Origin of the sequence: Loktanella sp. SALINAS62 (assembly GCF_018263905.1) — a bacterium.
Taxonomy (GTDB): domain Bacteria; phylum Pseudomonadota; class Alphaproteobacteria; order Rhodobacterales; family Rhodobacteraceae; genus Loktanella.
Genome location: NZ_JAAFZU010000055.1, coordinates 387,966 through 407,575 on the forward strand (window position 1 = coordinate 387,966; position 19,610 = coordinate 407,575).

At 59.9% G+C, this 19,610-nt stretch carries 18 protein-coding genes and 1 tRNA gene; 14 read left to right on the plus strand and 5 right to left on the minus strand.

Going from position 1 to position 19,610, the window contains the following annotated elements:
* Positions 1-121: 121 nt before the first annotated feature.
* Together GZH79_RS16390 and GZH79_RS16395 are read left to right on the plus strand one after the other, a co-directional pair.
* Positions 122-457: a DUF952 domain-containing protein gene (locus tag GZH79_RS16390; RefSeq protein WP_211644822.1), complete on the plus strand. Its 336-nt coding sequence runs from the start codon at positions 122-124 to the stop codon at positions 455-457.
* Positions 454-1,500, plus strand: coding sequence for a quinone-dependent dihydroorotate dehydrogenase (locus tag GZH79_RS16395; RefSeq protein WP_211644823.1), 1,047 nt, complete (start codon positions 454-456; stop codon positions 1,498-1,500). The genes GZH79_RS16390 and GZH79_RS16395 overlap by 4 nt, the downstream gene beginning before the upstream one ends.
* Before the next feature lie 145 nt (positions 1,501-1,645).
* Here GZH79_RS16395 and GZH79_RS16400 read toward each other — a convergent pair whose 3' ends face one another.
* Complete coding sequence (locus GZH79_RS16400; protein WP_211644824.1) at positions 1,646-3,088, minus strand: Glu/Leu/Phe/Val dehydrogenase; 1,443 nt, start codon at positions 3,086-3,088, stop codon at positions 1,646-1,648.
* A gap of 225 nt (positions 3,089-3,313) precedes the next feature.
* Here GZH79_RS16400 and GZH79_RS16405 point away from each other — a divergent pair, with 225 nt between their 5' ends.
* The 3 genes from GZH79_RS16405 to GZH79_RS16415 are packed head-to-tail and all read left to right on the plus strand — an operon-like array spanning position 3,314 to position 5,972.
* On the plus strand, positions 3,314-4,843 hold the full coding sequence (locus tag GZH79_RS16405; protein ID WP_211644825.1) for a pilus assembly protein TadG-related protein: 1,530 nt from the start codon (positions 3,314-3,316) through the stop codon (positions 4,841-4,843).
* Positions 4,840-5,376, plus strand: a complete 537-nt coding sequence (locus GZH79_RS16410; RefSeq protein WP_211644826.1) for a TadE/TadG family type IV pilus assembly protein — start codon at positions 4,840-4,842, stop codon at positions 5,374-5,376. Before GZH79_RS16405 ends, GZH79_RS16410 begins: the two co-directional genes overlap by 4 nt.
* Positions 5,373-5,972 carry a hypothetical protein gene (locus tag GZH79_RS16415; RefSeq protein ID WP_211644827.1) on the plus strand — a complete coding sequence of 200 codons (600 nt, stop codon included), beginning with the start codon at positions 5,373-5,375 and terminating at the stop codon, positions 5,970-5,972. Before GZH79_RS16410 ends, GZH79_RS16415 begins: the two co-directional genes overlap by 4 nt.
* Before the next feature lie 8 nt (positions 5,973-5,980).
* Here the strand turns inward: GZH79_RS16415 and GZH79_RS16420 are convergent, their stop codons facing one another.
* Both GZH79_RS16420 and GZH79_RS16425 read right to left on the minus strand, forming a co-directional pair.
* On the minus strand, positions 5,981-6,448 hold the full coding sequence (locus tag GZH79_RS16420) for a hypothetical protein (RefSeq protein ID WP_211644828.1): 468 nt from the start codon (positions 6,446-6,448) through the stop codon (positions 5,981-5,983).
* Entirely contained in the window at positions 6,445-7,032 is a 588-nt protein-coding gene (locus GZH79_RS16425; protein ID WP_211644829.1) for a TetR/AcrR family transcriptional regulator, read from the minus strand. Before GZH79_RS16425 ends, GZH79_RS16420 begins: the two co-directional genes overlap by 4 nt.
* A 93-nt stretch (positions 7,033-7,125) precedes the next feature.
* On the opposite strand from GZH79_RS16425, the gene GZH79_RS16430 reads away from it, so the two are divergent.
* The 9 genes from GZH79_RS16430 to GZH79_RS16470 all read left to right on the plus strand — a co-directional run bounded on the left by GZH79_RS16430 (position 7,126) and on the right by GZH79_RS16470 (position 18,247).
* Positions 7,126-7,422 (plus strand): hypothetical protein, encoded by a 297-nt coding sequence (locus GZH79_RS16430; RefSeq protein ID WP_211644830.1) that lies wholly within the window; start codon positions 7,126-7,128, stop codon positions 7,420-7,422.
* A 54-nt stretch (positions 7,423-7,476) separates the two neighbouring features.
* Positions 7,477-8,763 (plus strand): homoserine dehydrogenase, encoded by a 1,287-nt coding sequence (locus tag GZH79_RS16435; protein ID WP_211644831.1) that lies wholly within the window; start codon positions 7,477-7,479, stop codon positions 8,761-8,763.
* Between the two features lie 95 nt (positions 8,764-8,858).
* Positions 8,859-9,824: a class II fructose-bisphosphatase gene (glpX, locus tag GZH79_RS16440; RefSeq protein WP_211644832.1), complete on the plus strand. Its 966-nt coding sequence runs from the start codon at positions 8,859-8,861 to the stop codon at positions 9,822-9,824.
* Positions 9,825-9,886: 62 nt separating this feature from the next.
* Positions 9,887-11,644 carry a single-stranded-DNA-specific exonuclease RecJ gene (gene recJ / locus GZH79_RS16445; protein WP_211644833.1) on the plus strand — a complete coding sequence of 586 codons (1,758 nt, stop codon included), beginning with the start codon at positions 9,887-9,889 and terminating at the stop codon, positions 11,642-11,644.
* A gap of 85 nt (positions 11,645-11,729) precedes the next feature.
* Positions 11,730-11,804, plus strand: a tRNA-Glu gene (locus GZH79_RS16450).
* A 194-nt stretch (positions 11,805-11,998) separates the two neighbouring features.
* Positions 11,999-13,336 (plus strand): AarF/ABC1/UbiB kinase family protein, encoded by a 1,338-nt coding sequence (locus tag GZH79_RS16455; RefSeq protein WP_211644834.1) that lies wholly within the window; start codon positions 11,999-12,001, stop codon positions 13,334-13,336.
* A gap of 142 nt (positions 13,337-13,478) precedes the next feature.
* A complete protein-coding gene (locus GZH79_RS16460) occupies positions 13,479-16,631 on the plus strand; it encodes a CHASE domain-containing protein (protein ID WP_211644835.1) in 3,153 nt (1,050 codons plus the stop codon).
* 116 nt (positions 16,632-16,747) lie between these two features.
* Positions 16,748-17,866: a PAS domain-containing sensor histidine kinase gene (locus GZH79_RS16465; protein WP_211644836.1), complete on the plus strand. Its 1,119-nt coding sequence runs from the start codon at positions 16,748-16,750 to the stop codon at positions 17,864-17,866.
* Between the two features lie 3 nt (positions 17,867-17,869).
* Positions 17,870-18,247, plus strand: a complete 378-nt coding sequence (locus GZH79_RS16470) for a response regulator (RefSeq protein WP_211644837.1) — start codon at positions 17,870-17,872, stop codon at positions 18,245-18,247.
* Here the strand turns inward: GZH79_RS16470 and GZH79_RS16475 are convergent.
* Together GZH79_RS16475 and GZH79_RS16480 are read right to left on the minus strand one after the other, a co-directional pair.
* Positions 18,244-18,582 (minus strand): Hpt domain-containing protein, encoded by a 339-nt coding sequence (locus GZH79_RS16475; protein WP_211644838.1) that lies wholly within the window; start codon positions 18,580-18,582, stop codon positions 18,244-18,246. The genes GZH79_RS16470 and GZH79_RS16475 overlap by 4 nt on opposite strands.
* Positions 18,579-19,553, minus strand: coding sequence for a response regulator (locus GZH79_RS16480; RefSeq protein ID WP_211644839.1), 975 nt, complete (start codon positions 19,551-19,553; stop codon positions 18,579-18,581). Before GZH79_RS16480 ends, GZH79_RS16475 begins: the two co-directional genes overlap by 4 nt.
* Between the last annotated feature and the right edge of the window lie 57 nt (positions 19,554-19,610).

A 19,610-nucleotide genomic window follows, 5' to 3' on the forward strand; every position in this document is an offset into this window, starting at 1 on the left:
GTCTGGCGACGCCGCCATGCGGAGTCAAACCCAAGCCTGAACAAGGGCCATAATCCGTCCCTACGTCAGTTTCATGACGGCCATGCTTGATTAATTGCCGGGCAGACGGCAAAGAACATGCATGTTGATATACAAGATTTTTCACAGCCCCGAATGGGCCGCGCTTCAGGCGGACGGTTCAACCAACGGCGCACCCGTCGATCTGGCGGACGGGTTTGTCCACTTTTCAACGGCGGATCAGGTCGCGGAAACCGCCCTGAAACACTTTGCCGATGCCGAAGGGCTGGTTCTGGTCGCTTGCGATACGGACCGCATGGGCGATGGCCTGCACTGGGAATCGTCACGCGGCGGCGCCGATTTTCCGCACCTGTATCGCCCCCTGCTGCTGTCGGATGTGGTCTGGCACCGCCCCCTGCCCCTGATCGACGGGCTGCACCGATTCCCCGCAGACCTATGACGCTGCTGGAACGGTCCGGGATGCGCATCATGCGGGCGTTCGACCCCGAACGCGCGCACGGGCTTGCACTGCTTGCACTACAGGCGGGGTTGGGTCCGCGCGGCGGACCGGTCACTTCGGATCGGCTACGCACAACGATCGCCGGTCTGGATCTGCCCAATCCGGTTGGTCTGGCCGCCGGTTTTGACAAGAACGCGGTGGCGCTTGCCCCATTGGCGCGGTCCGGTTTCGGTTTCATCGAAGTCGGCGCCGCCACGCCGCTGCCGCAGCCTGGCAACCCGCGCCCGCGCCTGTTTCGACTGACCCAGGACCGGGCCGCGATCAATCGGTTCGGGTTCAACAATGACGGTATGGACGCCATCGCGGACCGGCTGAAAGGTCACAGTGGAATTGTCGGCCTGAACCTTGGGGCGAACAAAACCTCTGACGACCGGGCGGGTGATTTCGCCCGCGTGCTGACGCGTTGCGGTGCTGACGTTGACTTTGCCACGGTGAACGTCTCGTCACCCAATACCGAACGTCTGCGCGACCTGCAGGGCAAAGCCGCGTTGCGCGCGCTGCTGGAACGGGTGGTTGCCGCGAATGCCGCCCTGCCCAGCCCGATCCCGGTGTTCCTGAAAATCGCACCGGACCTGTCATTGGCTGAAATCGACGATGTGGCAGAGGTCGCGAATACCGCCGGGATCGCGGGGCTGATCGCCACGAATACCACGCTGGATCGCACCGGCCTGCAAGGCACCCACGCCGGCGAAGCGGGCGGGCTGTCGGGCCAGCCCCTGTTCGAGAAATCCACACGGGTCTTGGCCCGCATATCGTCATTGACGGACCTGCCCATCATCGGTGTGGGGGGGGTCGGTTCTGCGGAACAGGCCTATCAGAAAATCCGGGCCGGGGCGTCAGCGGTCCAGCTTTATACCGCGTTGGTCTATGGCGGGCTGTCGCTGGCGTCGGACATTGCACAGGGGCTGGACGCGCTTTTGGCCCGCGACGGGTTTGCCCAGGTCAGCGATGCGGTCGGGGCCGGTCGGGCCGACTGGACCTGACCAATTCATCCGCGCGGGCCGCGGTGCGGTCTGCGCGTATCATGCCCATCGGTTACACAATCGGCTTACCATCCACAGGCAGGACCGTCCCGTGCCACGGATCGCCGGTGCCACACGCAGGCGGCACCGGCCAAAACGAAACGGCTTAAAGCCCCTTCGCGCGGTAGCTGTCAGCCACTTTGCGAATGGACACCAGATAGGCAGCCGTGCGCAGGTCTTCGACATCGTCGCGTTCGTGCCAGACCTTGCTCATCGCCTGATAGGCCACGCGCATCGTGTCATCCAGCCCGGATCGCACCAGTTCGATTTCGTCCGCACCGCGCAGGTACTTTTCCTTAAAGTCCGGGGTCATCGACCAGCGGTGTTCCAACATCTCGTCCAGGCGTTCCAATTCGTCCACCAACAATTGGTGGCGTGCTTCTTCGGCGCGGCGCTGCATCCGGCCAAAGCGAATATGCGACAGGTTCTTGACCCATTCAAAATAGCTGACGGTCACACCACCGGCGTTTGCATACATGTCGGGGATGATCACACAGCCCTTTTTACGCAGAATTTCATCAGCCCCGGCAGTCGTGGGACCGTTTGCGGCTTCGATGATCAGGTTTGCCTTGATCCGGTCCGCATTCTGCATGTTGATCACGCCTTCCAGCGCGGCGGGGATCAGGATGTCGCAATCCTGTTCCAGCAACGTGGCCCCCTGCGGATCGTGGGCCGCATTCGGATAGCCGCTGACACCGCCGTTGGCCACGATATGCGCGCGCACAGCTTCGACGTTCAGCCCGTCCGGATGATAAAGCGATCCGTCGTGTTCGATGATGCCGATGACTTTGCAGCCGTCTTCTTCGGACAGGAATTTCGCGGCGTGGTATCCGACGTTGCCAAGCCCCTGCACGATGACACGCTTGCCAGCCAATGTGCCTGACAGGCCAGCCTTTGCCACATCCTTGGGGTGACGGAAGAATTCCCGCAACGCATACTGCACCCCGCGCCCGGTTGCTTCGGTGCGGCCCTGAATGCCACCCGCATTCGTCGGTTTGCCGGTCACACAGGCGGCACCGTTGATGTCGGTGGTGTTCATGCGTTTATATTGATCTGCGATCCACGCCATTTCACGTTCACCGGTGCCCATATCGGGTGCGGGTACGTTCTGGGCGGGGTTGATCAGATCACGTTTGATCAGCTCATACGCGAAACGGCGTGTGATCAATTCCATTTCGTGTTCTTCCCAATCGCGCGGATTGATGCACAAACCACCCTTGGCGCCACCAAAGGGCGCATCGACCAGCGCGCATTTGTACGTCATCAGCGCGGCCAGTGCTTCGACTTCGTCTTGATGTACGGACAGGGCATAGCGGATGCCGCCCTTGACAGGTTCCATGTGTTCGGAATGTACGGCACGATAGCCGGTAAACGTATGGATCGCACCGCGCAGACGCACACCAAAACGGACAACATATGTCGCGTTGCAGACCCTGATTTTTTCTTCAAGGCCGGGGCTGAGGTCCATCAGCTGCACAGCGCGATTGAACATGATGTCGACGGATTCCCGAAAACTGGGTTCCTGTGCACTGGTTTCGGGTTGTGTCATCGCGGTTTCCTTCCGTAAGGGGCGACCGGCACGACCGCCCTGATGAACAGCTAATACAATTCGTCAGTAATGCACATTTTGTTTGATATTTGTGAATAACGCACCGGGCCTGACACTGCGGTGCCCCATTTTCGTCAAAGGTATTTGTTTTTTACATCGGGCGGAAAAACCGCGTGGAACGGGATCAAGGCGCGTTCTGCAGAGTGTATGAGGCGAAGAACCAAGATGATGATATGGGTTTCGAAATTGCTGAAACGCACACGGTCGGCACCCGTGCTGCGCCGCTTTGTCCGTGACGAAGACGGCACCATCATCCTTTTGACCTTGGTCCTGTTGATCCCCATGATCTATGTCGGCGGGATTGCCGTCGATTTCATGCGGTTCGAAGCGCGGCGCGCCCAGCTTCAAGGGATTACCGATCAGGCAGCACTAGCGACTGCGAACCTGAAACAGTCGCTGGATGCCAAAACAGTCATCGTTGACTATTTTACCAAAGCAGGCGCCGCGGCCAATCTGAACGGCGACCCGATCATCACATCGGGCGTGAACAGCCGCGAAGTGACGATCAACAGTTATGTTGATATCAAAACCTATTTTATGGACATTGCATCGCCGTTTCTGGGACAGCTGGGTGACACTAGTGTGCTGCGGGCCAATGCCGTATCGACCGCCGTTCAGGGCACCGGCAAGATCGAAGTATCGCTTGTGCTGGATATTTCCGGTTCGATGTACGAAGACGTGCCCGGAACCGTCAAAAAGCGGATGCAGCTGGTCACGGAAGCGGCAGAAAGTTTTCTGGACCGCCTGCTGGACCCCGCGTTCAAGGACCGAATTTCCGTATCATTGATCCCGTATTCCGAACGGGTAAATGCGGGGCCAAACATTCTGAACGCGCTGAACGTCGACTCCGCGACGCGGCACGATTTTTCTCATTGTGTGGAATTTGATCCCACCGAATACCAGACAACGGTTTTTGATACGACCAGCACGTACAAGCAGTCACAGCCTGTCCAGTTCAACCCTTTTGGCTATGGCAGTGACCGAGAGTACAGCAACAGCGGCGTTGATCAGCCGATTTGTCCGCGCTTCAGCTATGAACAGATCGTGCCGCTCAGCCAGAACGTGACCGATCTCAAAAGCCGTGTCAGCCAGTTGAAACCACGCGCGGGTACGTCCATTTTCATGGGCATGAAATGGGCCACGGCCCTGCTGGACCCATCGTTTAACACCGTGGTGCAAGCCATGCCATCCGGTGCCATCGACCCCGCGTTTTTGGACCGTCCGACGCCCTATGAACAGGTCCGTGGCAGCAATACGCAGGCGACACTGAAATATGTCGTGCTGCTGACCGACGGGACCAATTCCAGATCGTGCCGATTGGCCGACAAATGGGTCGATACACCAAGCGAGCTGAATTATTTCGCACGGGTCAACCTTGACTACGTCAGAAGGTATCTTTGGAATATCTCCAACGAATGTTCTACGACCAATCCTGACGCTGTTTTTACGCAATCACCTGCCGACGGTGACGGGTACCTGATCGCAATGTGCGACGCGGCAAAAGCCCGCGGGATCGAAGTCTTTACCATTTCCGTAACTGGGACGGACACTTCGACCGCAGCCATTGCAGGTCGGGAAATAATGAAGACCTGCGCGACAAAGCCGGCCAATTTCTTTGCCTCGTCGGGGTCGAACCTTGACAGTATTTTCGAAGCTATTTCGAATCAGATCACCGAACTGAGGCTGACGCAATGATGCGGCCGCTGTCCAAAATCCGCGATCTCTTGCGCGGCGAGAGTGGGGCGGCGACGGTCTCTTTTGTGCTGGTCGTTCCCGTGTTTTTCTTTATTTTCGTGAACGCGTTCGAAATTCACGTCCACTCTATCCGTCAGGTCATGGTTGATCGTGCGGTTGATCTGGCGGCCCGGGATGTGCGGATCGGGTACCTGACCAATCCGACCCATGACGATCTCACCGCGCAGGTCTGCAAGTATGCGCGCCTGATTGAAAACTGCGAACGCGATATCCGGTTGGACATGACGGTGGTTGATCCCCGCAACCTGACCTTGCCGACAGACGCAACGCCGTGTCGCGACCGCGCAGAAGAAAACCCGCCCGAAATTACGCTGGCAAACGGTGAAAACAACAAATTGATGCTGCTGCGGGTCTGCATCCTGTTCGACCCTGCCTTCAACTATGCCGGGGTCGGTCGCAAGATCCTTATAGCTGATACCGAATATTACGCGATGCAAGCCGCGACAGCCTATGTGATGGAGCCTTTCAAATGATCCGCTTCGCGCGCTTGATCCGCAGGTTGCTGTCGCGCCGCGACGGCAACGCGCCGGTCGAACTGGTGCTGATGTCCCCACTGTTGCTATGGGGCATGATGGGGACGCTTGTGTATTTTGATGGCTTCCGCGTCGAAGCCGTCAGCACCAAGACAAGTATGACCATCGCAGACATGCTGAGCCGCGAACGCGACTATGTTGACGACGCGTATATCGATTCAATGTACGCGCTTCAGCAATTTCTGAACCTGCATGACAAGGCGCCGGAATTGCGGGTGTCGGTCCTGCGCTATCACACCAAGGATGATGACACCGGATTTACCGAAGTGGCACCGCATTATCACGTCGTCTGGTCCGAAGTCCGTGGCACCACGCGCAAACCCCTTGAATCTGCGGACATGCCCGAGATGATAAACCGCCTGCCCATCATGGCCGACGAAGGCCGCATGATCCTGGTTGAAACCTGGACCAACTATAAACCGCCCTTGCGGGCCATTCGCGAAGTGACCGTCCCGTCATTCACGTTTACCGCACCCCGCGATACGAACGTCTGCTTTAACAATACGCCGACGGACCCATTGGCGGACGAGTGCTGACAACGCTGCTATGACGGGTTGATATCAAGTGCGATACGATCCGCCAGCGCCTTTGTCGCGGCGGGCGCAGTCAGTCCGCCGACGCCGATCCGACGACCAAAAGACCACCAAAGCCCCGGCGACCAACCACGCGGCGCGGCGCGCGACAGTGACAGGGTGAACCCCTGCGACGGACGCAAGGATAACGCGTGTCGATCAACACCAACAATCTGGTCGCGCGCTGCAAGAAGCGTGCCACGGTGATTGTAAAGACCGTCCGCCGTCCAGATCAGCCTGTCGTCCCACGACCGGACGGACAGGCTTGCAACCGCAAGCGCCATAAACGCCAGCCCCAGCAGCACGGCTTGCTGCCCCAACGCCTGACCCAGCGCCATCACCGCCAAACCTGCGGTCAGAAACATGATCACGCCCAGCGCCAGAACCCGGCGCAACCGGCTGGGTGCCAACGACAGTTGGGCGTCGGGGGTCGGCGTCACGCCTGCACCGTCCGGCGCACCAAGGCGCAATAGATCGCTTCTATCTCGTCGCGGGTCAGACGGCCTGCGGGATCGTACCAGTTCGTGATGCCCGTCAATTGGGCGATCAGGGCAAGCGTTGTGACGCGGGTATCGTCGACCCGGAAACTGCCGTCGGCCACACCGTCGCGCAAAATGTCTTCCAGGACGTCTTCATAGGCGCGTCTGCGGGCCGCGATCCGTGCAAAATTATCGCCATCAAGATTGCGAAGTTCCATGTAGGACACAAAAACCGCATCGCGGCGCGGCAGGTGGAACCGGATGTGAAACCGGGTGAAACCATCCAGCCGTTGTCGTGGTGTGCCCACAATTCCGGCCTGCGCTACGGCAACCGCCAGATCGGCCATGTGATTGTCCAGCAGGGCAAAAAGCAGCGATTGCTTGTCAGGGGTATAGGAATACAACGCGCCCGCCTGCACGCCGACCTCTGCCGCGATCTGCCGCATCGAAACGGCGGCGAACCCATGCCGCGCGATCAGACGCAGGGCAGCATCGCGCACGCGCGGTCCCGTGGTATCCGCGTAAGAACCTTGTTTGCGAGCCATGTGCGCATTTATAGGTAGCCCGCCCAGCTTGAAAAGCTGTTTCGTCACATGGCTGTGCGGGCTAGGGTCATGATGCAAGCAGGTGGAATGGTAATGCGCAGTTTAATGATCCTTGGCGTCGTGGCGCTGGTTGCCTGCACGCAGCCGCCGCAATTGAATGACCGGATCACACCATCCGCCGCAGCAGCGCCCTATCCCGACTTGCAACCGTTGGCCCCCTTGCTGGCGCAGGCAGCGGCCCCCGGTCGCGTGACGCCCCGCACAACGGCGACGCTTACGGGTTCCGCGGCCGATTTGCGCGCGCGCGCCACCGCATTGCGCGGCCCGGTTGTCGACGACGCGACCCGCGCAAGGATGCGTGCCGGGATCGATCAAGCCGCGTTGCGGTAGCGGCGGGATTTCGCTAACAGGCTGCCAACCGTAATCGCACGACCGGAGCCTGCCATGACTGACCCACTTCGCCTTGGAATAGCGGGCCTTGGCACCGTCGGCACCGGAATTGTCCGTATCGTGCAGACGCACGGTGACCTGCTGGCGGCCCGCGCGGGCCGTCCGATCGTGATCACGGCTGTGTCCGCCCGGTCACGGACCAAGGATCGCGGGATCGACCTAAGCGCTTATGCTTGGGAAAGCGACCCGACAGCACTTTCTGCGCGCGACGATGTCGACGTGGTGATAGAGGTGATGGGCGGCGACGACGGTCCCGCGAAAGCCACGACCGAAGCGGCCATCGCGCAGGGCAAGGATGTGGTCAGCGCCAACAAGGCGCTGCTTGCGATCCACGGCCAAGCCTTGGCCGAAGCGGCAGAGGCCGCAGGCCGCGTGATCCGGTTCGAAGCTGCGGTCGCAGGTGGAATCCCGGTCGTAAAAGCGCTGACCGAAGGTCTGGCAGGCAACGAAATCACGCGGATCATGGGGGTGATGAATGGCAGCTGCAATTACATCCTGACCCGGATGGAAGACGCGGGCCTGACCTATCAAGAGGTCTTCGACGAAGCAGACGCGCTGGGCTATCTGGAAGCCGACCCCGAACTGGACGTCGGCGGCATTGACGCTGGCCACAAGCTGGCGCTACTGTCGTCCATCGCATTCGGCACGCAGGTCGATTTTGCAGGCGTCGCACTCGAAGGCATCGGGTCTGTCACCATAGACGATATCCGGCAGGCCGCCGACATGGGGTTCAAGATCAAGCTGCTGGGCGTCGCACAACTGACCGGGCGCGGACTGGAACAGCGCATGTCTCCCTGTCTGGTGCCGGACACTTCGCCGTTGGGGCAACTGTCGGGCGGCACCAACATGGTCGTGCTCGAAGGCGATGCCGTGGGTCAGATCGTACTGCGCGGGGCCGGTGCAGGCGAAGGCCCGACCGCCAGCGCCGTCATGTCCGACGTCATGGACATTGCGCGCGGGTCGCGTCTGTCGACGTTCGGCCAGCCCGCAAAGACGCTGCGCAAGGCGCGCGCGGCACAGGCTGCCATAGCGGCGCCTTATTACCTGCGCCTGCGTCTGCTGGACAAACCCGGTGCGCTGGCCAAGGTCGCGTCTATTCTGGGCGACGCCGGGGTCAGCATCGACCGGATGCGCCAGTATGACCACAAGGACAGCGCCGCCCCAGTCCTGATCGTCACTCATAAAACCACCCGCGCCGCACTGGACGAAGCCATTGCCCGCTTTGACAGCACTGGCGTCGTGACACAGCCCCCGGTCGCAATCCGCATCGAAACGGTCTGAACTTTTCCCTGTCTGACTGTTAGCGCTTTCAGTCTTGCCCACTGCGCGCAGCACGCGTTACGCCGCGACCGGGACGCATGCAGCAGGACAGACCGATGCCAGATTTTGATGATTTCGATGACCGGACGCTTTCGCTGGGCCTTGTCCGCGTATCCGAAGCCGCGGCCATCGCCTGCTATCCCCTGATCGGGCGGGGCAACGAAAAAGCCGCTGATCAGGCTGCCGTGGACGCGATGCGCCGCGAACTGAACCTGATGGACATTGCAGGCACCGTCGTCATCGGTGAAGGCGAACGTGACGAAGCGCCGATGCTGTTCATCGGGGAAAAGGTGGGGTCCGGCACCGGACCTGCCGTGGACATCGCCCTTGATCCATTGGAAGGCACGACGCTGACGGCCAAGGATATGGCGAACGCACTGGCGGTCATCGCAATGGGTCCGCGCGGATCGATGCTGCATGCCCCCGATGTTTATATGGACAAACTGGCCATCGGTCCGGGCTATGCCCCTGACACGGTGACGCTGGACATGACACCGCAGGACCGGGTCGCCGCATTGGCCGATGCCAAGGGATGCATGCCCGCCGACATTACCGTCTGCATACTTGAACGTCCCCGGCACGAGGACATGATACAAGCGGTCCGCACCACTGGTGCGGCCATCCGCCTGATCACCGACGGCGACGTGGCGGGTGTGATGCATTGCGCCGACACCGGACGCACCGGGATCGATATGTACATGGGCGCTGGTGGCGCCCCCGAAGGCGTGCTGGCCGCCGCCGCGTTGAAATGCATGGGCGGTCAGATCATGGGCCGCTTGCTGTTTCGCAACGACGACGAACGGCGCCGCGCGGAAAAGGCGGGCATCACTGATTTCGACCGCATCTATCGCCGCGACGATATGGTGACGGATCACGTGATCTTTGCCGCGACAGGCGTGACCGATGGCAGCCTGCTGTCGGGAATACGACGCGACGGTGATTTTGTCTGCGCCGAAACCGTTTTGATGCGGTCGCGGACCGGTGCGATCCGGCATATGCGCTACCGCTGCCCACGGTCCTAATGTATGGGTCCGACAGGGGCTTGCCCCCGTGATCCGGACCCAGACCACAGGCAGATTACCGCATGACGAACTTACCGGCATTTCTGGGCGTCGAGGCATCCCTGACCGGGCGCCGCTGGATCGGCCCCGGCGCGGCAGAGGACCGCCTGTCCGAAGCAATGGCGCAGGACACCGCCCTGCCCGCCGCCCTGTGCCGCACACTGGTGCGGCGCGGCGTGACAGCCGATCAGGCGACCGATTTTCTGGCCCCGACACTGCGCGCGCTGTTGCCCGATCCGCGCAGCCTGCGCGATATGGACGTTGCCGCAGCGCGTTTCCTGTCGGCGGTGAAAACCGGTCAGCGTATTGCCGTCTTTGCCGATTACGACGTGGATGGCGGTGCCTCTGCCGCTTTGCTGTTGGTGTGGCTGCGCCAAATGGGACACCGTGCGACGTTGTACATTCCCGACCGCATCGACGAAGGCTACGGCCCCAACGACGACGCAATGGCGGCGCTGGCGCGCGATCACGACCTGATCGTCTGCGTGGACTGCGGAACGCTGTCACATGGCCCGATCGCTGCGGCCAAAGGCGCGGATGTGATCGTGCTGGATCACCATCTGGGGTCCGACACGCTGCCGCCAGCGGTCGCGGTCGTGAACCCCAACCGGCAGGACGAAGACGGCGCGTTGGGGCATCTGTGCGCCGCATCCGTCGTGTTCCTGATGCTGGTCGAGGTGAACCGCCTGATGAAGGCGGACAACGCACGCGGCCCCGACCTGATGGCGATGCTGGATCTGGTGGCGCTGGCCACGGTGGCCGATGTGGCGCCGCTGACCGGCGTAAACCGCGCGCTGGTGCGGCAGGGTCTGACGGTCATGGCGCGGCGTGAACGGATCGGCATCACGGCCCTGTCGGATGTGGCGGGGCTGGATCAGGCGCCCACGTCCCATCATCTGGGGTTTCTTCTGGGGCCACGGGTCAATGCCGGTGGACGTATCGGGGCCGCCGATCTCGGCGCAAGGCTGCTGGCCACTGACAATCCGCACGAGGCACAGGCGCTGGCCGAACGGCTGGACCTGCTGAACACCGAACGCCGCGAGATCGAGGCACGCGTCCGCGAGGCCGCAATGGAACAGGCGACGGCACGGGGACTGGACGGGCCGCTTGTCTGGGCGGCTGGCGAAGGCTGGCACCCCGGCGTTGTCGGCATCGTCGCTGCACGGTTGAAAGAAGCGACCAACCGCCCCGCCATCGTCATCGGACTGGACGGCGCTGTCGGCAAAGGTTCAGGCCGGTCGGTCAGTGGCATCGATCTGGGTGCTGTCATCCAGCGCGTCACGGCAGAGGGTCTGCTGACAAAGGGCGGCGGTCACAAGATGGCCGCCGGATTGACCGTTGACCGCGCAGGACTGGACGCCGCGATGGACCGGATCGCCGTGCTGCTGGACCGGCAGGGTGCGGGTGCAATGGGCCCGGCCGATCTGCGGCTGGACGGGCTACTGATGCCGGGGGCCGCGACGGTGGAACTGATCCGCCAGATCGAACAGGCCGGACCGTTCGGGGCCGGTGCGCCCGCCCCCCGGTTCGGATTCCCCGACGCACAGATTCTCTTTGCCAAGGCGGTGGGGACCGGCCATCTGAAGATTACCTTTGGCGACGGGATGGGTGCACGCATTGATGCCATCGCGTTCGGCGCGATGGACGGTCCACTGGGTGCCGCCGTGATGAACCACAACGGCGCGCGGTTTCACCTTGCTGGCAAGCTTGAAATCAATGTCTGGCAGGGTCGCGCCAGCCCGCAACTGCGGTTGGAAGATGCTGCCCCCGCGGCAATTTGAACTGCAGCAAACTTTTTGATCGCAACCGTCAAAATCGCTCTTGCCCCCGCCGCGCGGCTTGCCTAAAAGCCCCCTACCAAACAGTGGCCCGTTCGTCTATCGGTTAGGACGCCAGGTTTTCAACCTGGAAAGAGGGGTTCGATTCCCCTACGGGCTGCCACGGTTTTCCCTTACGATATTGATGATCGGACTGTTGGCCGGCAAGTCAGCAGGTATGCGACCATGCGCTTGGCTAACCTTGGGTCGCAGGGGTGGCGGTGCCGGGACAGTACCCTGCTGAACTTGGGCGATCTGTCGCAGGTGCGCCGACACACCCGCGGTTGTCGTCGTCATAGCAACCGCTAGGTATTTCGCATGACCGACAAACCAACCTTTTCACGCCCATTGTCCGTGCCGTCCCGGCGACTGTCCCGCGTCGGCAGGCTGGGTGCGATGACTGCTGGTGTGGCGGGAAATATGGCGGTCAACGGCTTGACCCAGTTGGGGCGCGGTCAACGCCCGGCGATGCGCGATCTGCTGCTGACGCCGGGAAACGTGACGCGCATAGCGGAACAACTGGCCCGGATGCGTGGTGCCGCCATGAAACTGGGACAGCTGATTTCGATGGACACAGGCGATGCCTTGCCGCCGGAACTGGCACAGATCATGGCACGGCTGCGCGATGATGCCCATCATATGCCCCCCGCCCAACTGAAAAAGGCACTGTCTGCGCAATGGCCAGCCGACTGGTTGCGTCAGTTCGCGTTCTTTGACGTGCGCCCCATCGCGGCGGCGTCTATCGGGCAGGTCCACCGGGCACAGTTACGCGATGGGCGTGATCTGGCGATCAAGGTGCAATATCCCGGCATCGCTGACAGTATCGACAGTGACGTCGCCAATGTCGGTGTCTTAATGCGCATGTCGGGCCTACTGCCCAAAGGGTTCGACCTGAAGCCGTATCTGCAAGAGGCGCGCGCGCAATTGCACTTGGAAACCGATTACACGCATGAGGCGAAACAGCTCACGCGATTTGGACAGCTGTTGTCGCATGATGACCGCTTTGTCGTGCCGCAACACCATCCCGATTGGAGCACGCGACACATCATTGCGATGGATTATGTCGCGGGCGCGCCCATAGAAGACGTCGCCACCCAGTCGCAGGATATCCGCAACGGTGTGGCCAAAGATCTGATCGCGCTGACGCTGAAAGAGCTTTTTCAGTTCGGCGTGATGCAGACCGATCCAAACTTTGCCAATTATCGATATCAGGCAGAAACAGGCCGGATCGTGCTTTTGGATTTCGGCGCCGCACAACAGATTTCGTCGCAAACAGCCGACCAGTATCGGCAACTTTTGCGGGCTGGTCTGGATCGCGACACCGCAACCATCGAAGCCACCGCACAACAGATCGGTTTTCTAGGCGATAACACCGCCACCACGCATCGCACGCAGATCGTCGACATGATTCAAACCGTATTTGATGCACTCTGCGCAGGGCAAATTTTCGATTTCAATGATCGCAGTCTGGCCCGGCAGATGCAGGCCAAAGGCATCGCGTTGGCGGACAGCAGTTTCATCCCGCCGCCGTTGCCGATTGAGGTGCTGTTGTTGCAACGCAAGTTTGGCGGCGTTTTTCTGCTGTCGGCACGGATCGGCGCACAGGTCGACGTGGTCGGACTGCTGGACCGCTATCTGGATCACACAGCACCTTAGGCCGGGACCGCGGCCCACCGGACGGGCGAAAATTGCAACAGCTTTCATTTTTCGGCACCGAACGGTCGTGCGCGTTTGCGCTTGCGGCAGACATCCCTACCGTAGGTTGAGCTAAAAATAATATTTGCGTTGCGAGGCGGCCATGATTGCATCGATACGGCAACTTGCGGTTCCCGCGATGGTGGTGCTGACCGGACTAAGCACATGGCTGACCTACGACCTTGCCCGCGACCGGAACCTGGCAGCCTTTGACGCCTTGATCGAAGACAGCCGCATGGTCCTGCAGCAGCGGTTTGCGAGTGTGTCTTTGGTGCTGGACGGCCTGTCGGGGTTCCTTGATGCGTCTGTCAACGTGACACAGCAGGACTGGCTAGACTATACCGATGCGCTCGGGCTTGCAGACACGTTGCCAACGGTGGCCGGTGTCGGGCTGATCCAACCGGTCGACGGCAACGGTCTGACCGAATTTCTGAATGATGCACGGCAAGATTATGCTGGTGAAATTGTGATCTACCCTGTCACCGACACCCCCGACAAGATGGTCATCCGCTATATCGAACCATTGGCCAGGAATGCTGCGGCGCGCGGACTGGACATCGCATTCGAAGCCAATCGACGAACCGCCGCCGTGACGGCACGTGACCAGATGCAAACCCAGCTCAGCGGTCCCTTGACGCTTGTGCAGGGTGGCACCGATCAAGTGGGATTCTTGATGCTGCGCCCGCGCTACAACGATGGGATGCCACTGGACACCGTTGACCAAAGACGGGCAGCATTTCTGGATTGGGTTTATGCCCCCCTGTTCGCGGATCGCATACTTTCTAACCTTGGGGCCGGTCAGGACCAGCTTTTCACGCTGACCGTCATTGACGCGCAAGACGCGGATCAGCCGATTTTCGGCGTGAACCGGGCAAGCGACGCGCGACTGACCCATACCGAAACCGTTTCCATCTTTGGACGGGACTGGACGATTACCTGGGCCAGCACACCAGCGTTTTCCCAGACACAAAGTCATTACATCGCCTTTTTCGTCTTGGTGAGCGGTATCGTCATTACCATTTTGTTGATCGCTTATCTGTCGGTCCTTCGCGAAAGCGAAACGATGCAGCGCCGGCAGATCAAATCGAACGAGGAACGCAATCGGGCGATCGTCGACAACGCGGTCTTTGGTGTGATGGTTCTGAACCATTGCGGCGACATCCTTAGCGTCAACTCTGCCGCGGTGGACCTGCTGGAACGCGACAAGGACGCCATGTACTCAGTAAGATTGGATCAGCTTGTCGACCGGACTGAAAAGGAAGACGGCTGGACGTTTGCACAGGCCACAGCGACCACCCCAGCCGGGCGGCGGATTTATCTGGAACTGCAACGCAACAACTGGACATCCGCAACGGGCGAATTGCGACAGACCGTCATTTTACGCGATGTCACGCAGCAGACAGAAAATGCCGTCGCGCTTCAACAAGCCGAAGAACGCTGGAACATGGCGCTGAGCGGGGCTGATATCGGTGTGTTCGATATCGATCTGGAAACCAACACCGTGATCGTATCGGATACGTGGCGCAGGCTGATGCGCATTTCTGACGATGCACCGATGTCGGACATTCAGCGCATTTTCATGTCGCGTGTGCATCCCGACGATGTGTCGCTGATCGAACAGGCGCATCGGGACTGTATTGCCGACGACAAGGCCCGGTCAATTACGCAGTTCCGGGTCGCAGTTGATGATGGCAATTGGCACTACATGAAATCCGATGCAGTGGTTGTCGGCCGCGACCAGAAAGGCCGGGCCAAGCGTCTTGTCGGTGCCCAGACCGACATTCAGGCCTTGCTTGATGCCCAGGCTGCACTGATCGCAAGCGAGGAACGGATGAGACTGGCGCAGGCGCATGCCCCTGTCGGCATGACCATCATCGACGCAAACGGCAAACTGACCGATCCGAACGCAGCGCTGGCAACCCTGACCGGGCGCAGCCGCGAAGAACTGTCGGACCTGATGCTTAGCGATCTGTTCCACCCAGCGGAATCCGAACGGATCGTCGCCGCGGTCATCGACCTGCAAGGCCACCCGACGCGCACCTACAAGGGCGAACATCGGCTGCATCGCCCCACGGGCCCCGAATGTTGGGGTCTGGTCAAGGTGTCATGGGCACCCAACCCCACGCAGCGTGACGATCTGTTCATTCTTCAGGTCAACGACATCACGCAGGAAAAAGAGGCCGCCCGTGTCAAATCGGAATTTGTGGCGACCGTCAGTCATGAATTGCGCACGCCGCTGACATCCATCAACGGCGCACTGGGCCTGATGGCAAAAGCAGGGGCCAACGCACCGCCGCGGCTGCTGGAAATCGCGCAGGCGAACGTGGCCCGGCTGATCTATCTGGTGAACGATATTCTGGACCTTGAAAAGATTTCCAGCGGAAAGCTGGCGTTCCATATTGGCGCACACAAGGCGATCACGCTGGCGCATCGTGCCATTGAACAGAACGCACCCTATGCTGATCGTCACAACGTGGGGCTGTACGCACAGGATACGACGGACGGCGCGTCGATCATGGCAGACCCGGACCGTATCGCACAGGTTCTTAGCAATTTGTTTTCCAACGCTGCCAAATTCGCCCCCGACGGATCAGAGGTACGCCTGACGATTTCCAGCACGGGGCCTGATGTGTGCTTTAGTGTGGTGGACACCGGACCTGGCGTGCCAGCGGCGTTCCGCGACCGCATTTTTCAGGCGTTTTCACAGGCTGACAGTTCGGACACCCGCACAAAGGGCGGCACCGGATTGGGGCTGAACATCTCGCGTCAGATCGTCGAAACAATGGGTGGCAAGATCGGGTTCGATTGCCAGCCGAACCAGACAACATTCTGGTTTACCTGCCCCGCAGCCGATAGTCCCGCCAAAGAAACCACCCCATGCATCCCAAGTGAAGATCGGCGCAAGCAGATCCTGCATCTGGAAGAAGACGCCGATTTCGCGGAAATTGTCCGTCTATCGGTTCTCGACTTTGCCGATGTGACACGCGCCAGATCCCTGAAAAAGCTGCGAAGCTTGATGCACAAGCGGCCCTTCGACATCATTATCATCGACTGGGAAGTCAGCGATGGCGACGCGGCAGAGATTCTTGACGATCTGACAGGGGCACAGCCACAGGCCCAGCTGATCGCACTGTCCGCCATGGAACCACAAAACATCGACGAACGGGTCCGCCTTTCTTTGACAAAATCACGGAAATGCGTGGAAGAAATCGCGATGCAGATTAAAACTGGACAGGGAGAGTTCGAAGCCGCCTGACAAAATTGTCAGGATTGTCACGCTTTGGGCGCAATCGCGGGCTAATGACACAAGTATTGCACCAAACGATAGATTGACGTCCCCTTTCCAGCTTTGAGATCGCAGGAATATCTTAAATGCAGACGACGCCGAATGACTACGCCATCATCCGTCCAAGCGACGCTGACGGGGGTTACGAAAACAGCCGTAGCGATCTTTGGTTGTTGTCCGCCCTACCCGATCCTATTGTCGCATTCGATCCTGACGCCGCTATGATTGTTCATGCCAATGCAGCTGCCTGCCGCCTGTTTGGCTGGAACGATGCGGCACAACGCCCACTTGCAGACCTGGTACTTGATACCGGGGCAGACACGCTGTTGAACGATCTGAGACGCGCAAGCGTCCTGCGCCGTGAAACCCACGTCACGACCAAGGGTCAGTTGTTCAGCGTCGAAAGCCAGCGTTGCGGCAGCGATGTGGCAAGGTCGATGATCGTGACGATCTGGCGCGGCGGCCCGTCCCAAACGACGCTCACACCGCAGGGGGACGATTTTGTGGCCACCGTCAGCCACGAATTGCGAACGCCGCTGACGTCCGTCAAGGGCGCCCTTGGCCTCGCACTGTCCGGTGCCGCTGGACCGATCACGGACAAAACCCGCAGTCTGCTGGATATCGCGCACCGCAACGTCGGACGGTTGATGCTGCTGGTCAACGACATTCTGGACCTTGAAAAGATGTCCAGCGGGCACATGGCATTTGACATGAACCGCGCCGATCTGCGTGATACCGTCGCCTTTGCCTGCGAAGCCAACTCTACGTTTGCCGATGAATTCGGGGTGACGCTGGACTGCCAGATCCCCAGCGAACCCGCCATGGTGATCTTTGATGCCGACCGCATGCATCAGGTGATGACAAACCTGATTTCCAATGCCTGCAAGTTTTCGCACCCCGACGGGACTGTCCGGGTCAAGTTGGACCGCAAGGCTGACGGCGCTTTCGAAATCAGCGTGACCGATCACGGTATCGGTATCCCGTCAAAGGCGGTCAGTTCCGTTTTTGACCGGTTCAATCAGGCGGGTTCCGTTCACCGGAACCGATCTGGCAGCACAGGGTTAGGTCTGGCAATCGTCAAGACGATAATCGAAGAACACGGCGGCACCATTGCCCTGTCCAGCATCGAAGGCGTAGGAACCACAGTGACTGTTGCCATCGCGCCGGACAAGGCAGACTGCATAAACAGGACATCGAAGGTTTGATTAATGATCAAGTTGTTACACGTCGAAGATGACTCCGATATTCGGGAAATCGCACTGCTTGCGCTGCAAATGTCCGACACATTTATCATCCAACAGTGTGAGGACGGCCCAAGCGCGCTGAAATGTGCCGTGGAATTTGCCCCTGACGTGCTACTGCTGGATGTGATGATGCCGCACATGACTGGCCCGGAATTGCTGACGCGTCTGCGTCAGGAACCGACCTTATCGCATGTGCCTGCGATTTTCATGACCGCACGGGTGCAGATGGCGGAACGCCGTGCGCTGATGGATCAGGGGGCCGTCGCGGTGATCGCCAAACCTTTTGATCCGATCACTTTGGCGGATGAGATCAAACTGGCCATGCGCCCAGCGACCGCTTAGGCGGTCACGAAATCAGCCGATACTTCCAAAAATGCGACAATGGCGCGCCGCGCGGCATTGTTGTCAATACTGTCCTGCCCAAGGATCTGATGCAGTCGTTCTTCGCCCCGTGTCGCCGCCTGCCCCAGTCGCTTTAGCCCCAGCGTTCCAGCGGTGCCCGCGACCCGGTGCAGGATGTGTTTGGCCTGCTGGGTCCGGTCACGGTCGTCACCCGCCTCACCCAGTTGTAACCCCAGTTGGATCAGCTGCGCATGCTGCGCGTTATATTGATCCAAAAATCGAATGCGCAGCCGATCGATGGCGGCGACAAGCGTTCCAGGCGCAGCTTCGTTCATGCTCTCTGATCCATATTCCAAAACAGGTCCAGCGCCCGTTCCAGGCGCTGCGCTTCGCATTCAGCGTTCGTATGCGCTTGGGACAAACATGCAATCGCCTGTTGCCCCGGACGCCAGAACAGACGCACCGCTTCGCCCATGCACATCCGCAAATGCAACCGTTCCCCGGTGCTGGCATGCAGATCCATTTGATGAATGGACAGGTTCAGCGCATCGATGAATTGCGCCGGGTCAAGCTGCGCCCCGTCTTCAAGAATACACACAAAGCTGCCGTTGCCAACATATGTCAAAAGCGGAGAATGCTCAGCCAACTGATCGCTAAGTGCTTCGGCCAGATCTACGATCAAAGAGCGGAAGTCGAATTCCGACAGCGCCGCAAAATACCGATCGGCCGCGCGCAGGGTAAATCCCACAACGCTGGACCCATAAAGCGCGTTTCGCGACAGTTTGGTAATATAGTTTTCCAACGCCGTCAGTGTCAGGACACCGTCGACGTCATGGATTTCGAATGGCTGGAACAGCGAAAGCGGGGTGTCGGTTTCGCTGACATACCGCCCCGACGGCATCTGCGTCAGACGTTCCTGTGCCCCGACGCGGGCCGCAATCCTGCGGCTTGCAAGTTCAAGCTGCTCGGTCAGCTCTGTAATTTCAAAAGGTTTGTTGATGTAATCCGTGGCGCCTGCCGCAAAGGCACGGTCAATGTAATCCTTGTCGGTCATTGCCGTCAGCATCAGGATCGGCGCGCGCGCATAGCGCGGATTTTGGCGAATTTCGCGGCACAGATCGATGCCGTCGCGGCCCGGCATCTGAATATCCACCAAGAAACAGTCGATGTCGTCAGTCTGCGCGATCACCTGCGACGCATGCATCGCATCCGTTGCGGTCAGCAGATCGTGCCCATCCATGAACGAAACAAGGCTGTCCAGAAGTTCAAGAATGAACGGATCGTCGTCAACGGCGAGAATTTTCATGACTGCTACCTTTTAGAAACGCGGGGCGGCCTTTGGGACGGCTCTTTCTTTTCAATA